General features: G+C 38.5%; 22 protein-coding genes and 1 pseudogene. All 23 read left to right on the forward strand.

Going from position 1 to position 13478, the window contains the following annotated elements; genetic code table 11:
• Positions 1-2 precede the first annotated feature (2 nt).
• The 23 genes and pseudogenes from ACFFIS_RS08005 to ACFFIS_RS08115 all read left to right on the forward strand — a co-directional run bounded on the left by ACFFIS_RS08005 (position 3) and on the right by ACFFIS_RS08115 (position 13430).
• Positions 3-188, forward strand: a complete 186-nt coding sequence (locus tag ACFFIS_RS08005; RefSeq protein ID WP_019375521.1) for a type Z 30S ribosomal protein S14 — start codon at positions 3-5, stop codon at positions 186-188.
• A 28-nt stretch (positions 189-216) separates the two neighbouring features.
• A complete protein-coding gene (gene rpsH / locus ACFFIS_RS08010; RefSeq protein WP_320380919.1) occupies positions 217-615 on the forward strand; it encodes a 30S ribosomal protein S8 in 399 nt (132 codons plus the stop codon).
• Between the two features lie 30 nt (positions 616-645).
• Positions 646-1182 (forward strand): 50S ribosomal protein L6, encoded by a 537-nt coding sequence (gene rplF / locus ACFFIS_RS08015; protein ID WP_390186900.1) that lies wholly within the window; start codon positions 646-648, stop codon positions 1180-1182.
• Between the two features lie 31 nt (positions 1183-1213).
• Positions 1214-1576, forward strand: a complete 363-nt coding sequence (rplR, locus tag ACFFIS_RS08020; RefSeq protein WP_320380920.1) for a 50S ribosomal protein L18 — start codon at positions 1214-1216, stop codon at positions 1574-1576.
• Between the two features lie 23 nt (positions 1577-1599).
• A complete protein-coding gene (gene rpsE, locus ACFFIS_RS08025) occupies positions 1600-2106 on the forward strand; it encodes a 30S ribosomal protein S5 (protein WP_320380921.1) in 507 nt (168 codons plus the stop codon).
• 13 nt (positions 2107-2119) lie between these two features.
• Positions 2120-2302, forward strand: a complete 183-nt coding sequence (gene rpmD / locus ACFFIS_RS08030) for a 50S ribosomal protein L30 (protein ID WP_320380922.1) — start codon at positions 2120-2122, stop codon at positions 2300-2302.
• Positions 2303-2333: 31 nt separating this feature from the next.
• Complete coding sequence (gene rplO, locus ACFFIS_RS08035; RefSeq protein ID WP_320380923.1) at positions 2334-2774, forward strand: 50S ribosomal protein L15; 441 nt, start codon at positions 2334-2336, stop codon at positions 2772-2774.
• Positions 2774-4063 (forward strand): preprotein translocase subunit SecY, encoded by a 1290-nt coding sequence (gene secY / locus ACFFIS_RS08040; protein WP_390186903.1) that lies wholly within the window; start codon positions 2774-2776, stop codon positions 4061-4063. Before rplO ends, secY begins: the two co-directional genes overlap by 1 nt.
• 34 nt (positions 4064-4097) lie before the next feature.
• Positions 4098-4742, forward strand: coding sequence for an adenylate kinase (locus tag ACFFIS_RS08045; protein ID WP_390186905.1), 645 nt, complete (start codon positions 4098-4100; stop codon positions 4740-4742).
• Positions 4743-4940: 198 nt separating this feature from the next.
• Positions 4941-5275 (forward strand): annotated as a pseudogene (locus ACFFIS_RS08050) (KOW domain-containing RNA-binding protein).
• Positions 5253-5471 carry a translation initiation factor IF-1 gene (gene infA / locus ACFFIS_RS08055; protein WP_320380924.1) on the forward strand — a complete coding sequence of 73 codons (219 nt, stop codon included), beginning with the start codon at positions 5253-5255 and terminating at the stop codon, positions 5469-5471. The pseudogene ACFFIS_RS08050 and the gene infA overlap by 23 nt, the downstream one beginning before the upstream one ends.
• A gap of 35 nt (positions 5472-5506) precedes the next feature.
• On the forward strand, positions 5507-5620 hold the full coding sequence (gene rpmJ / locus ACFFIS_RS08060; protein ID WP_010095733.1) for a 50S ribosomal protein L36: 114 nt from the start codon (positions 5507-5509) through the stop codon (positions 5618-5620).
• Between the two features lie 23 nt (positions 5621-5643).
• Positions 5644-6009: a 30S ribosomal protein S13 gene (gene rpsM / locus ACFFIS_RS08065; protein ID WP_320380925.1), complete on the forward strand. Its 366-nt coding sequence runs from the start codon at positions 5644-5646 to the stop codon at positions 6007-6009.
• Positions 6010-6034: 25 nt separating this feature from the next.
• On the forward strand, positions 6035-6427 hold the full coding sequence (gene rpsK, locus ACFFIS_RS08070; RefSeq protein WP_320380926.1) for a 30S ribosomal protein S11: 393 nt from the start codon (positions 6035-6037) through the stop codon (positions 6425-6427).
• A 276-nt stretch (positions 6428-6703) separates the two neighbouring features.
• A complete protein-coding gene (locus tag ACFFIS_RS08075) occupies positions 6704-7648 on the forward strand; it encodes a DNA-directed RNA polymerase subunit alpha (RefSeq protein WP_390186908.1) in 945 nt (314 codons plus the stop codon).
• Positions 7649-7692: 44 nt separating this feature from the next.
• On the forward strand, positions 7693-8043 hold the full coding sequence (rplQ, locus tag ACFFIS_RS08080) for a 50S ribosomal protein L17 (RefSeq protein ID WP_320380927.1): 351 nt from the start codon (positions 7693-7695) through the stop codon (positions 8041-8043).
• A 304-nt stretch (positions 8044-8347) separates the two neighbouring features.
• The gene (locus tag ACFFIS_RS08085) at positions 8348-9187 is read left to right on the forward strand and encodes an energy-coupling factor ABC transporter ATP-binding protein (RefSeq protein ID WP_320380928.1); all 840 of its coding nucleotides are present in this window, start codon (positions 8348-8350) and stop codon (positions 9185-9187) included.
• Positions 9163-10032 (forward strand): energy-coupling factor ABC transporter ATP-binding protein, encoded by an 870-nt coding sequence (locus ACFFIS_RS08090; protein ID WP_390186911.1) that lies wholly within the window; start codon positions 9163-9165, stop codon positions 10030-10032. Before ACFFIS_RS08085 ends, ACFFIS_RS08090 begins: the two co-directional genes overlap by 25 nt.
• The gene (locus tag ACFFIS_RS08095) at positions 10029-10823 is read left to right on the forward strand and encodes an energy-coupling factor transporter transmembrane component T family protein (RefSeq protein WP_390186912.1); all 795 of its coding nucleotides are present in this window, start codon (positions 10029-10031) and stop codon (positions 10821-10823) included. Before ACFFIS_RS08090 ends, ACFFIS_RS08095 begins: the two co-directional genes overlap by 4 nt.
• A gap of 21 nt (positions 10824-10844) precedes the next feature.
• The gene (gene truA / locus ACFFIS_RS08100) at positions 10845-11591 is read left to right on the forward strand and encodes a tRNA pseudouridine(38-40) synthase TruA (protein ID WP_320380929.1); all 747 of its coding nucleotides are present in this window, start codon (positions 10845-10847) and stop codon (positions 11589-11591) included.
• 303 nt (positions 11592-11894) lie between these two features.
• Entirely contained in the window at positions 11895-12332 is a 438-nt protein-coding gene (gene rplM, locus ACFFIS_RS08105) for a 50S ribosomal protein L13 (RefSeq protein WP_390186914.1), read from the forward strand.
• A gap of 22 nt (positions 12333-12354) precedes the next feature.
• The gene (rpsI, locus tag ACFFIS_RS08110; RefSeq protein ID WP_320380930.1) at positions 12355-12747 is read left to right on the forward strand and encodes a 30S ribosomal protein S9; all 393 of its coding nucleotides are present in this window, start codon (positions 12355-12357) and stop codon (positions 12745-12747) included.
• 410 nt (positions 12748-13157) lie between these two features.
• Positions 13158-13430 carry a DUF6262 family protein gene (locus ACFFIS_RS08115; RefSeq protein WP_320381528.1) on the forward strand — a complete coding sequence of 91 codons (273 nt, stop codon included), beginning with the start codon at positions 13158-13160 and terminating at the stop codon, positions 13428-13430.
• Positions 13431-13478 lie beyond the last annotated feature (48 nt).

Here is a 13478-nt window from a genome sequence, read left to right on the forward strand (position 1 = left end):
TTGTGGCTAAAAAATCTATGATTGCGAAACAGAAACGTCCACAAAAATATCAAGTACGTGAATATACACGTTGTGAACGTTGCGGTCGTCCACATTCTGTAATTCGTAAATTTAAACTATGCCGTATTTGTTTCCGTGAACTTGCCTACAAAGGACAAATTCCTGGTGTCAAAAAAGCAAGCTGGTAAACCCCGATTTGGGAAGGAGGTAATATAAATGGTTATGACAGACCCAATTGCAGATATGCTTACTCGTATTCGTAATGCTAATATGATCAAACATGAAAAGTTGGAACTTCCAGCTTCTTCTATGAAAAAAGAAATTGCTGACATTCTTAAGCGTGAAGGCTTTGTTCGTGATTATGAATATATTGAAGATAGCAAACAAGGTATTCTACGTATTTTTCTTAAGTATGGTCCAAATGAAGAACGTGTTATTACAGGCCTAAAACGTATTAGTAAGCCAGGTCTTCGTGTCTATGCAAAGGCAACTGAAGTACCACGCGTACTAAACGGATTAGGAATCGCAATCGTATCAACATCTAAAGGTGTACTTTCTGATAAAGAAGCACGCGCACAAGCTGTTGGTGGCGAAGTACTTGCATACGTTTGGTAATTACAATCTATTGATGAGGAGGTGCAGGTAATGTCTCGTATTGGACTTAAACCAATTGAAATTCCAGAAGGTGTAGAAGTTAAAGTAGAGAACTCTACAGTTTCAGTAAAAGGCCCTAAAGGGGAATTGACGAAAACAATTCATAGCGATATGATCGTTAAAATAGAAGATAAAGAAGTACATGTGGAACGTCCAAATGATTTAAAGGAATATCGTTCCCTTCACGGAACAACACGTAGTGTGATTGCAAACATGGTTGAAGGAGTTTCTAAAGGCTTCGAAAAACAACTTGAAATCATTGGTGTTGGTTACCGTGCCGCAAAACAAGGAAATAAAATTGTTATTAGTGCAGGATATTCACATCCTGTTGAAATAGATCCACAAGATGGTATCGAAATTGAAGTTCCAAAAAATACGGAATTGATTGTAAAAGGTATTGATAAAGAAGCAGTAGGTGCTGTAGCTGCTAATATCCGTGCAATCAGACCGCCAGAGCCTTATAAAGGTAAAGGTATTCGTTATCGTGGTGAATATGTACGCCGTAAAGAAGGTAAAACTGCTAAATAAGGTTAGTTAGTAGCAGAAAGGAGTGACGTGAATGATCACAAAAGCTGACAAAAATGTTGCACGTAAAAGAAGACATGCACGTGTACGCAAAAACCTTGCAGGTACACAAGAACGTCCTCGTTTAAACGTGTATCGTTCAAACAAACACATCTATGCTCAGTTAATTGATGATATAAATGGTAAGACGTTAGCTAGCGCCTCAACTGTTGATAAAGATATTTCTGTTGAATCAACAGGTACGGTAGAAGCTGCAAAACAAGTTGGAGAGCTTATCGCAAAGCGCGCCCAAGAAAATGGTACAAAAGCTGTTGTTTTTGACCGCGGTGGTTACATCTATCATGGACGTATTCAAGCTTTGGCTGAAGCTGCCCGCGAGGCAGGTCTTGAATTTTAATAGGAAAAGGAGGGGACCTATACATGTTTACAACAAACATTGACCCGAACAAATTAGAACTTGAAGAACGTGTTGTTACGGTAAACCGTGTAGCAAAGGTAGTAAAAGGTGGACGTCGTTTTCGTTTTGCTGCTCTTGTTGTAGTAGGTGATAAAAACGGTCATGTAGGATTTGGTACAGGAAAGGCACAAGAAGTACCAGATGCAATTAAGAAAGCTGTTGAAAGTGCTAAGAAAAACCTAGTTAAAGTACCTATCGTTGGAACGACGATTCCACATGAAATTCATGGTCAGTTCGGCTCTGGTAACGTGTTAATGAAACCAGCTGCAGAAGGTACAGGAGTTATCTCTGGTGGACCAGTTCGTGCGGTACTTGAACTTGCAGGTATTGGTGATATTTTAACGAAATCTCTTGGATCAAATACACCAATCAACGTTGTTCGTGCAACAATCACTGGTTTATCAAATTTAAAGCGCGCAGAAGACGTAGCAAAATTACGTGGTAAGTCTGTAGAAGAGTTGTTAGGATAAGGAGGGAAAAACTATGTCTAAAAAATTAGAAATCACCCTCACGCGCAGTCTTATAGGTTCAAAAGAAGCTCAAAAAAGAACGGTTGAAGCTTTAGGGTTGAAAAAAATCCGTCAATCTGTAGTTCTAGAAGATACTGCATCTGTTCGCGGAATGATTAACAAAGTTTCACATCTAGTTGCAGTTAAAGAAGCGTAAGATTTAATTAGCGTAAAGAGGAGGTGCACGTATGAAACTTCATGAGTTAAAACCAGCAGAAGGTTCACGTAAAAAACGTAATCGTGTAGGTCGCGGTATGTCTTCAGGTAACGGTAAAACTTCCGGAAGAGGACATAAAGGACAAAAGGCACGTTCAGGTGGCGGTGTGCGTCCTGGATTTGAAGGTGGTCAAATGCCACTATTCCAACGTTTACCAAAACGTGGCTTCACAAACATTAATCGAAAAGAATATGCGATTGTTAACTTGGATATACTAAATCGTTTTGAAGATGGTACAGAAATTACGCCAGAACTTCTAATCGAAGAAGGTATTGTGAAAGGTAACTATGCAGGTATTAAGATTTTAGGTAATGGAACAGTTGATAAAAAGTACACAGTAAGAGCTCACAAATTCTCCGCTTCCGCAAAAGAGGCTATTGAAGCTGCGGGCGGTAAAACTGAGGTGATGTAATGTTCCGTACAATCTCCAATTTTATGCGCGTTGGTGACATACGAAGAAAAATTATTTTCACATTGCTTATGTTAATTGTATTCCGCCTTGGTACATTTATTCCTGTTCCTTTTACGAACAAGGAATCAATTGATTTCATGAATCAGCAAAATGTATTTGGGTTCTTAAACACTTTTGGTGGTGGGGCATTAAAGAACTTCTCTATTTTTGCAATGGGGATCATGCCTTATATTACGGCATCCATCATCATGCAGTTACTGCAAATGGATGTTGTACCCAAGTTTACTGAGTGGAAAAATCAAGGTGAAGTAGGTCGTAAGAAATTAGCTCAAGTTACACGATATAGTACAGTTGTGCTTGCATTTATCCAAGCAACTGCCATGTCTATTGGTTTTAACACAATGGCAGGCGGTTTACTAATCTCCGATGCAAGTGTTTCTAAGTTTCTAGTCATTGCACTTGTGCTAACTGGTGGAACAACCTTCTTAATGTGGTTAGGAGAACAAATTACTGCAAAAGGTGTAGGTAATGGTATTTCCATTATTATCTTTGCAGGTATTGTTGCGGCAGTACCTGAAGGGGTAAAACAATTGTATATCCAGTATTTTGATAATCCTGGAGACGAATTGTTCTTAAACATTGTGATTGTTCTATTAATCGCATTAGTAGTTGTTGCAGTTACGGTTGGGGTTATTTTTATCCAACAGGCCTTACGTAAAATCCCGATTCAGTATGCAAAGAAACTTGTTAACCGATCACCTGTTGGTGGCCATTCCACACATTTACCATTAAAGGTTAATGCTGCGGGAGTAATTCCAGTCATTTTTGCAATTGCCTTTATCGTCGCTCCACGTACTGTTGCGGGCTTCTTTGAAGGGAAAGTAGCTACTACAATCGAGAGTATTTTTGATTATACAACACCAGTTGGTATGGTCATTTATGTTGCGTTAATTATAGCATTTACGTATTTCTATACATTTGTTCAAGTGAATCCGGAACAAATGGCAGAGAATCTGCAAAAACAAGGTGGTTATATACCGGGTATTCGGCCAGGTAAACCTACAGAAAATTATCTTACACGTGTTATGAATCGTTTAACATTTGTTGGAGCGTTATTCTTAGCAGCCGTTTCTGTTTTGCCGATTGCTTTAGGTGGTCTTGCTGGACTTCCGTCAGGGATTCAAATCGGTGGCACAAGTCTATTAATTGTTGTCGGTGTAGCGTTACAAACAATGAAACAACTTGAAAGCCAATTAGTGAAACGACACTATAAAGGGTTTATTAGATAACGTGTGCTGCCAGTGAAAGCGAGGGGAATAAGCGTTGAATTTAATTCTAATGGGTCTCCCTGGTGCTGGAAAAGGTACACAGGCAGAAAAAATTTGTGATAAATATAATATTCCTCATATATCCACGGGTGACATGTTCCGTTTATCAATAAAAGAAGGAACAGCGCTTGGTATGCAAGCAAAGTCATTTATGGATCAAGGAGCATTAGTGCCGGATGAGGTGACGATTGGAATTGTGAAAGAACGTTTAAGTAAAGACGATTGTAAAAACGGATTTTTATTAGACGGATTTCCAAGGACAATTGCTCAAGCTGAGGCATTAGATCAATTATTAGAAGAGTTGAATGAATCCATTCATCACGTGATTGATATTGAGGTTCCTGTAGAAAAGTTGGTAGAACGTCTAACAGGCCGACGTGTATGCCCAACTTGTGGAACAACATATCATGTCATCTTTAACCCACCAGAAAAAGACGGGGTTTGTGATAAAGACGAAACCCCACTTATTCAACGGGATGATGATACGGAAGAAACGGTTAAAAATCGTTTGAAAGTCAACATCGAACAAACAAAGCCACTTTTAGATTTCTATGACAAGAAAGGTTGCCTCGTGAATATTAAAGGGGATCAACCGATCGAGACTGTTTTTGATGATATTCAAGCTATCATTGAAAAATAAGCGTTGCGAATGCATGGTACAATACCATTCGTGTGCAAATTTTGCTGAATAAAGATATAATAATTGTCGTAGTGTTCGAATGTAAATATATTAGTGACACATTTATAGCAGTGAAAATTTACTCCTTTTTAGCGTTGAATGGTTGATGATCATTCACGCAAAAGGATTATAAATTAGCCTAAGTGAAGGTGATCGTTGTTGAGCGAAGAGGATGCAATTCCGCAGTTAGGTCAAGTTGTCCGTATTTTGCGAGGACGTGAAGCAGGACAGCATGCGATTGTCATTAAATTAATTGATGAACGCTTTGTATTGCTTGCCGATGGAGAAAAGCGAAAATATGATCGTCCGAAGAAGAAAAATCGGAACCATATTTTGCTAACTAATTTCATTTCTCCTGAAGTCCAAAACAGCCTTCTAGAAACTGGTCGTGTCACAAATGGAAAATTACGCTTTGCGATAGATAAATATGTAAGTGAGCTTGTGACTGATTAAAGAAGGGAGACCAACACGATGGCAAAAGACGATGTTATTGAAGTGGAGGGTATCGTAACGGAAACATTGCCAAATGCAATGTTTAATGTCGAACTGGAAAATGGCCATACGGTATTGGCACATGTATCTGGTAAAATCCGTATGCACTTCATTCGCATCTTACCGGGAGACAAAGTTACGGTTGAATTATCCCCGTATGATTTAACAAAAGGACGAATTACGTATCGTTATAAATAAGCGAATGAGCTCCGATATAAAAGGAGGTAATGAAAATGAAGGTTAGAGCATCAGTAAAACCGATATGTGAAAAATGTAAAGTTATTAAACGTAAAGGTAAAGTAATGGTGATTTGTGAAAATCCAAAACATAAGCAAAAACAAGGTTAAACCTAAGGAGGTGCGTTATATAAATGGCACGTATAGCAGGTATTGATATTCCACGTGATAAACGTGTAGTAATTTCATTAACTTATATCTATGGTATCGGTAATAATACTGCACAGAAGATTCTTAAAGAAGCAGGCGTTTCAGAAGACACTCGTGTACGTGATTTAACAGAAGACGAATTAGGTAAGATTCGTGCTGCAGTTAACACATATACAATTGAAGGTGATCTTCGCCGTGAAGTTTCACTTAACGTGAAGCGTTTAGTAGAAATTGGTTCTTACAGAGGTATCCGCCATCGTCGTGGTTTACCAGTACGTGGACAAAACACGAAGAACAACTCACGTACACGTAAAGGCCCACGTCATGCAATCGCAGGAAAGAAAAAATAATTTAGTAAAGGAGGTAAACTAACTCATGGCACGTCAAAAAACACAATCTCGTAAACGTCGTGTGAAAAAGAATATTGAAACTGGTATTGCACATATTCGTTCTACGTTCAACAACACAATTGTAACCATCTCAGACGCTCACGGTAATGTTATTTCATGGAGCTCAGCAGGTGCACTAGGTTTTAAAGGTTCTCGTAAATCTACTCCTTTCGCTGCACAAATGGCCGCTGAAACTGCAGCAAAGACAGCAGTAGAAAACGGAATGAAAACATTAGAAGTAACAGTTAAAGGCCCTGGTGCTGGTCGTGAAGCAGCAATTCGTTCACTACAAGCAGCTGGACTTGAAGTTACTGCTATTCGTGACGTAACTCCAGTACCGCATAACGGTTGTCGCCCACCAAAACGTCGTCGTGTATAAGCTTTTTGCGTATATAATTTGTCAACCTGTCTATAATGGGATATGATGACTAAAAGTATAACAATGGGAAAATAGGTATATATTAGTCTGTATGAGTCTATAACATAGGCAGAGTGTGTTAAATTAACAAATCGTGCGTGTTCAAAAGACATGTTATTTTTATCTGTTTTTTGAACATCCTTTAATAGTGCAGAAACGCCAACTGCCTATTTGGGGAATTTCGGTTAGACAATGGTCTAACCGGGGTTTCGACGTTTTAAAGGAGGGGCTTATTGGATGATCGAAATTGAAAAACCAAAAATCGAAACGATAGAGATCAATGATGATGCTTCGTTTGGAAAATTTGTGATCGAACCGCTTGAGCGTGGGTATGGTGCTACTCTTGGAAACTCCTTGCGTCGTATCCTATTATCCTCACTTCCAGGCGCTGCTGTAACATCAGTTCAAATTGATGGAGCACTTCATGAGTTCTCAACAATTGACGGTGTAGTAGAGGATGTCACAACGATTATTTTGAATTTGAAAAAGCTAGCTTTAAAAATCTACTCTGATGATGGAAAAACATTAGAACTAGATGTGCAAGGTGAGGGAGTTGTAACTGCTGCAGATCTTACATTTGATAGTGATGTAGAAGTGTTAAATCCTGAACTTCATATTGCTACTTTGAATTCAAAAGGCAGTTTACAAATGAAAATAACTGCAGAGCGTGGCCGAGGTTATCGACCAGCTGAGGAAAACAAGCATGACGATCAACCAATTGGAGTAATTCCGATTGATTCGATTTTCACACCGGTATCTCGTGTAAACTATCAAGTAGAAAATACACGTGTCGGTCAAAATGCAAAGTATGATAAACTTACATTCGATGTTTGGACTGATGGAAGTATTCGTCCTGAGGAAGCTGTTTCTTTAGGCGCTAAAATCTTAACAGAACATCTAAACATATTTGTAGGTATGACAGATGAGGCACAAAACGCTGAAATTATGGTGGAAAAAGAAGAGGACCAAAAAGAGAAGGTTATGGAAATGACCATTGAGGAACTCGACTTATCTGTTCGTTCATACAACTGCTTAAAACGTGCTGGCATTAATACAGTACAAGAACTTTCTAATAAATCTGAAGAAGATATGATGAAAGTACGTAACCTAGGTCGTAAATCCCTAGATGAAGTAAAAGCGAAATTAGACGAATTAGGCTTAGGCCTACGAAAAGATGATTAATAGACACCTTTAGAGAGTTTTTCAAGAAAGGGAGGGAATAGTCCATGCCTAGAAAATTAGGACGTACAACAGATAATCGTATGGCTCTACTTCGTAATCTTGCATCTGATCTTATTATTCATGAACGAATCGAGACAACAGAAGCAAAAGCGAAGGAACTTAAAAGAGCTGTAGAGAAAATGATTACACTTGGTAAACGTGGGGATCTTCATGCACGTCGACAAGCTGCAGCATTTTTGTACAATAAACAAACTGAAGAAGATAATGTAATTCAAAAATTATTTGATGATATCGCCAAGCGTTATGAAGATCGGCAAGGTGGATATACACGTGTTCTTAAGTTGGATGCTCGTCAAGGTGATGGAGCGCCAATGGCAATCATTGAACTTGTTTAATGAATGTGTACGCGTAAAGGGCAGGACTGAATCTCTTCCACGAGGTGAATCCAGGCCCTTTTTTTATAGAATTTTTTAGCGTGTTTACCGGTTTTATAAGCATCAGGCTCTTTTGCTTTGTTGGTAGCTTGATGGATTTTTAGCTTGATGTATTTGCAGACGTATGAAGGCACAGTCTTTCATGTTGCTTATGGATATGTATTGTAAAATACGTCATACTTTCCGCTTGGAGAATCACAGGATGATAGATATGAGCAGAGTTTAGTCTGGTATAGCATAGCAGAGAAGAGGGGGAACGAGGCTAATGAGAAATAAGTTGGTAGAATTCAAACATGTATCTTTTCGTTATGGGGATGACCAACCATGGGTTTTGAAAGATTGTTCATTTTGTATTTATGAAAATGAATGGGTAGCAATCATTGGACATAATGGTTCAGGTAAATCAACAATTGCAAAGCTTATGAATGGCTTATTGTTTCCACAAGAGGGAGAAATCTATATTAATGGCCAGCTAGTGAATGATACAAGTATTTGGAATATAAGGAAAGACGTCGGGATGGTTTTTCAAAACCCCGACAACCAATTTGTAGGTACAACGGTTCAAGATGATGTTGCATTTGGCATGGAAAATCGTGGCTTTGCACGAGAAGACATGTTAAAAAGGATTGAGCAATGTCTTCACGCAGTGGGGATGGAGGCTTATCGTTTAACAGAACCACATCGTTTATCAGGCGGCCAAAAGCAACGTGTTGCTATTGCGAGTGTATTAGCAATCTCCCCGAAAATACTCATTTTAGATGAGGCGACATCGATGTTAGATCCAAAAGGACGACAGGAAATTCTAAGTACGGTTGCTGATGTGCAACAGCAACATGCACTTTCTTTAATTACGATAACACATGACTTAAATGAAGTAACGCAGTCAGAAAGGGTTATTGTGATGAATGAGGGAGAAGTATGGAATGAGGCTACCCCACGAGACATCTTTAAAGAAAAGACAGCATTACGGAAAATTGGCTTAGATGTACCATTTGTAGCCTTATTAACGGACGAACTACGTGAACAACATATACAAATTGACAATGAACCTTTAAATCACGAAGAGCTACTGGAGGAACTATGGACATTACATTCAAAGATGTAACTTATATATATCAAGAGAATTCTCCATTCTCCCATAAAGCATTAGATCGGGTATCGTTTCATATTCCAGAAGGTTCATTTGTCGCAATTATCGGCCATACTGGGTCAGGGAAATCTACATTAATCCAACATTTAAATGGATTAGTAAGACCTACAAGTGGAGAAGTTATGATTGGGGATTTCCATTTAACACATGATAATAAACCTAAAAATATGAAGAATCTACGTAGTCGTGTAGGGGTTGTCTTTCAATATCCGGAACATCAATTGTTTGAAGAAACAGTGAAGAAAGACATTGCATTCGGTCCGGAAAACTTCGGGGTACCAAAGGAAGAAATAGAAAAACGTATCTACGACATTATCCCAACAGTTGGGCTTTCAGAAGAGCTATTAGAGCGATCTCCATTTGATTTAAGTGGGGGGCAAATGCGTCGAGTAGCTATTGCAGGAGTACTTGCGGTAAAGCCTGAAATATTAGTTTTAGATGAACCTACAGCCGGGCTGGATCCAAGAGGTCAAAAGGAAATCATGCAAATGTTTTACAAACTGCATAAGGAACAAGGGTTAACTACCGTACTCGTGACTCATAGTATGGAAGATGCAGTAAAGTATGCAGATCATGTCATTATCCTAAACAAAGGTAAAAAGTATATGGAAGGAAATCCAGAAGAGGTATTTGTTCAAGCTGATAAATTGAACCAAGTTCATTTGGACACACCTGAAATGGTACAGTTTATTCATAAGTTTGAGCAGAGATTCGGCAAGGAAATTCCTTTTGCACGGCAAAACATACAGCAATTAGCAAAACAAATTCAGTCTCATTTGGAAGGGGCTGAACGAAAGTGAACATTGTTATCGGACAATATGTCCCGGGAAATTCTATCGTACATCGTTTGGATCCGCGAACGAAAATTACGATTATCTTTCTGTTTGTCATTTTTGTGTTTTTCGCAAACTCATTTTGGAGTTATGCGCTACTTACCGTATTTGCACTAATAAGCATGTTTACATCTAGAGTACCAGTGCGATTTATTATGAGGGGTCTGACCCCCATTTGGTTTTTGATTGTTTTCACATTTGTCCTACATTTGATTTTAAATAAAGAGGGTACCGTCATTGTAGATTTATTTGGCTTCAAAATATATACTAGCGGTCTTATTCGCGGCTTTGCTATTTCAATGCGCTTCTTCTTATTAATTTTGATTACGTCTTTACTTACGTTAACAACGACACCAATTGAAATTACAGATGCAATTGAAGATATGCTCGGTCCTTTGAAAAAGATTAAGTTTCCTGTCCATGAATTGGCATTAATGATGTCGATATCATTACGATTTATTCCGACGCTTATGCAAGAAACAGACAAAATTTCAAAAGCGCAAGCATCAAGAGGAATCGACTTTCGGACAGGCCCTTTTAAAGAGCGGATAAAGGCAATTGTACCATTACTAGTTCCTTTATTCGTTAGTGCTTTTAAGCGAGCAGAAGAATTAGCAATGGCCATGGAAGCTCGAGGCTATCAAGGTGGCGAGGGCCGAACGAGATTAAGGGAATTAAAGATTTCAAAGCTAGATATTACCGTATTTATACTATATGCACTTGTTATTGCTGGTTTATTCGCAACGAGACAATGGTAAGAGGGGGAGGCGGTTATCGAGATGAAAGTAAAGTGCACATTAAGCTATGATGGTAGCCGCTTTTCTGGTTTTCAAATTCAAGAAAAGGGACGTACAGTTCAAGGTGAAATAGAAAAGGTATTACGTAAAATCCATAAAGGTGAATCCATCCGCATTTATCCATCTGGTCGAACTGATGCAGGCGTTCACGCACTAGGACAAGTGATACACTTTGCAACAACCTTCTCACTAAAGGAAGCGGATTGGAAACGCGCATTAAACGCAATGTTACCAGATGATATTTATATAAAGGCTGTAGAACATGCTTCAGATGCGTTTCACGCGCGGTATGATGTGATGGAGAAGGAATATCAATATATTGTCCAAAACGTCGTAGAGCCTGATGTATTTAAACGTCAGTACGTTCATCATTTCCCTTATGCTTTAAACGTGGCTGCTATTCAAAAGGCATGCTCATATTTTGTTGGCGAGCATGATTTTACTACCTTTTCATCTGCTAAGTCGACTGCAAAAGGTAGTAAAGTGCGCACACTTTATGAAGTAAGTTGTAAGCAGGAAGGTAACCAACTTATTTTTACATTCCGTGGTAGCGGATTTTTATTTAATATGGTCCGGATCATTGTTGGAACCTTATTAGAGATTGGTCAAGGAAAGCGTCGTGCAGAAGACATTCCTACACTATTTGAAATGAAAGATCGCCGAAAGGCAGGGAAAACAGCACCGCCACAAGGGTTATATTTATGGGAAGTGGTGTATGATGATAGGTGAAAGTGATTTATATGATACTCCCTTTTGTGAAGACTGTTATCGTTGCGTGTTGAATTTATAAAGTAGAACCAAACGTAGCGGTAGTGATTGTAGAAAAGTAATCTTGGCAAAAGAAGGAATAAAATATTTTGTAGAAAAGTGCTGGTATACCTTGACTTTTGCCCCCATTTTGGTATATTATGATTTATGGCTTTTTATTTCTAAACCCACGATTAGCCCCGGAATCTAATTGTGTTGAAGATAGAAATAATGATATTTGAAACGAAATGAAATGAAACTTTGATATTGGAGGGAAATTTAAAAATGCGCACAACTTTCATGGCAAATGAAAATAATATAGAACGCAAATGGTTTGTTGTGGATGCAGAAGGCAAGCGACTTGGTCGTCTAGCTAGTGAAGTAGCTGCAATCCTACGTGGTAAAAACAAACCAACATATACACCGCATGCAGATACTGGCGATTATGTTATCGTTATAAATGCAAGTAAAATTGAATTAACTGGAAATAAAATCAATGATAAAATGTATTACCGTCATTCAGGACATCCAGGTGGAATTAAATCACGTAACGCTGACGAAATGCGTACAAGATACCCTGAAAAAATGATTGAACTTGCTGTACAAGGCATGCTTCCAAAAGGCTCACTAGGACGCAAAATGGGTAAAAAATTACATGTTTATCGTGGAGCAGAACATAACCATCAAGCACAAAAACCAGAAGTTTTAGAACTTCGTGGCTAATTAAAAGGGAGGTTAAATTATAATGGCACAAGTACAATACTACGGCACTGGTCGTCGTAAAAAATCAACTGCACGTGTACGTTTAGTTCCAGGAACTGGCCGTATCGTAATTAATGATCGTGAAGCAAAAGATTATTTCCCATATGAAACACAACTATTAATCATGAACCAACCATTAGCTGCTACTGAAACAGAAGGCACTTATGATGTATTAGTAAACGTTCATGGTGGAGGTTTTACTGGTCAAGCTGGAGCAATCCGCCACGGTATTTCCCGTGCACTTCTTGAAGTGAATCCAGAATATCGCGCTGTGTTGAAAAGCGAAGGCTTCTTAACTCGTGACGCTCGTATGAAAGAACGTAAGAAATACGGTCTTAAAGGCGCTCGTCGTGCACCACAGTTCTCAAAACGTTAATCTTAATAAAAACATTGATATATCAACGTTTGCAGGCTATCTCATTTATGGTGAGATAGCCTGTTTTTGTTCGAAGAAAAGTTAGTGAATGTAAATTGAATGTAACCTTTTATTGGAGTAAAATTCCATATCTTTTTGCAATGGTATTCTTAGCTCTTTCCATTATAGCAAGCGTCTAACAAGTTGCTAATTTTTTATTTACTCTGTTGGTTTGTTAGTCTGGATGTACATAAGCAGAACCAATGGCAGCGTCAGGTTGAAACTAACGAACGTGTTAAGATTAGATTAGAGCAGATTATTCATTCGTTAAAGGAGACGAATTAAGATGACTAGAAAGAGTAACACAACTGCCACAAATTCAACTATCAAAAGAAAAGTCGGAGAACACAAGAATTAGGGTTGAAAAGACAATTTCAGAGATAGCATTGAAAAAAGAGAGTTTTAATTTTAATTCTGTTGCACAAAAGGCAAATGTTTCAAAGTCATGGCTTTATAAACAAAAAGGCATCAGAACTAGGGTGGAGACCTTAAGAGGGCTGCAAATAAGTGAAATAGCCCCTCGTAAACCAAGTAAGAGTCCCCGTTTAGAGGATGTATTAATAAAGACCTTAAAAAGCCGTATAAAGGGACTAGAAGAAGAGAACGAACAATTAAAGGTAAGATTACATGGCAAGCTATTTTAGCGTTATTGTATATCGCAGGACTAATATGGCGTTCGGATTAGTGTGAAC

It is taken from the genome of Paracerasibacillus soli, assembly GCF_042432965.1.
Classification (GTDB): Bacteria; Bacillota; Bacilli; order Bacillales; family Amphibacillaceae; genus Paracerasibacillus; species Paracerasibacillus soli.